Annotated in this window: 1 protein-coding gene; it reads left to right on the top strand. The window is 70.9% G+C overall.

The genetic code is table 11. The annotated features are described in order from the left end of the window. Nucleotides 1–501 precede the first annotated feature (501 nt). A complete protein-coding gene (locus tag AC5LUJ_RS23585) occupies nucleotides 502–1,425 on the top strand; it encodes a recombinase family protein (protein ID WP_493465809.1) in 924 nt (307 codons plus the stop codon). Nucleotides 1,426–1,457 lie beyond the last annotated feature (32 nt).

Consider the following 1,457-nt stretch of genomic DNA (forward strand, 5'->3'; position numbering starts at 1 on the left):
ACCGTCCGCGGTGGGAATCTGCAGCGTCTTGCAGGGCATGAATCCTCCTGTCGTGGTTGATGTGTCGAACCTGCGATCAACACGACGGAGGCGGAGCCCGCGCAGCAGCGCAAGATCCTCGACCGAGCAGCGGGCCCGCACCGGCCCGTACGGCGCTCAGAAGAGCACCGGGTCACCAATCCGTGTGTGGCGCGATGCCGTCCCGGTAATCATCCCCGCAACATAGCCCACGCCTCTTGGCTATCTGGTGCGACAATATGGCCAGGAGCAGAGCGTAACGGTCGTCACGCGATCCCAGTGCGAGCCAATCTGCAAGTGGGGGCGTTATCGGCCGATTACGCCCCCACGGGCGGATCCAATCCGCGTGCGCCGTCCACCAGCGGAAACGGCCCGCCGATCCAATCGGATCCGGTCAAGAATTACGCCTCCCCATTTCGCCCCTACGATGGGCTTGTGGACACCCGCCGGGAGCCGCCCGGCCACCCCGGGGGAAGGCCGCCCATGGTTGACCGGATCTACCTGCGCCACTCCACCGACAAGCAGACCGACGCCCGCCAGCGTCACGCCCTGGCCGCGCTGCTGGCCGCCGGCGCTCCCGCCTACGACGACCCCGCCACCTCCAGCCGCCAGCTCTCCCTTCAACGCAGCGGCTTCACCAAGCTGCTGCACGAAGCCGGCGTCGGCGACACCATCCGCATCGCCGACGCCGCCCGGCTCTTCCGCTCCGTCGCCGACATCCTCGCGCTGCGCCCCGTGCTCATCCGCCGCGGTCTGCACCTGCGCGTCGAGTCCGGCCTGCTGTCCGGCATCGACCTCGCCAGCGACGATCCCGGCACCAAGATGATGGTCTCCGTCCTCGCCGCCGTGCTGGAGTTCCAGCGCGATATGATCAGCGAGAACACCCGTGAGGGCGTCGCGGCCGCCGAAGCCGCCGGCAAGACCCTCGGCCGCCCCACCGCCCTCGACGAGGACCAGGCCGCCGCCGTGGTGGAGGCGTACCGCAACGGCGCCGCCGTCAAGGCCCTCGCCCGCCGGCACCGGGTCGCACCCAAGACCATCCGCCGCATCCTGGACGCCGCCGGCGCCCGCGACCTGCCCGACGAGCTCGACACGCTCCCCATCGAGGCCAACGAGCCGCACCAGGTGCCCGCACCGAGCCCGGAGATCGTCCTCGACCTGCCCGGCCTGCTCGCCGATCACCTACGCACCGCCGGCGACGCGGCCGTCCGCCAGGCGATCAGCGCCGGACGGACCATCCGCCGCGGCCAAGGCCACACCGTCCGCCTCGCGGCCCCACTCGAACTCCACCGCGCCGCGCTGCACCAGAGCGCCGCCCTCGCCGCCGAGTCCGCCGGCCCGGCCGAGCGCAAGGCGCACCGGGTCTACGCCGCCCGCATCACGGCCACCGAGCCCCCCAGACCATGATCGATCTCACCGATAACCACGGTTCGATTGAT

The sequence above is a fragment of the Protofrankia sp. CiP1_Cm_nod3 genome, from assembly GCF_982290655.1.

Excerpts from the sequence above, each read along its gene's own strand:
- AC5LUJ_RS23585 (WP_493465809.1), top strand. The coding sequence starts at position 502 with ATGGTTGACCGGATCTACCTGCGCCACTCCACCGACAAGCAGACCGAC.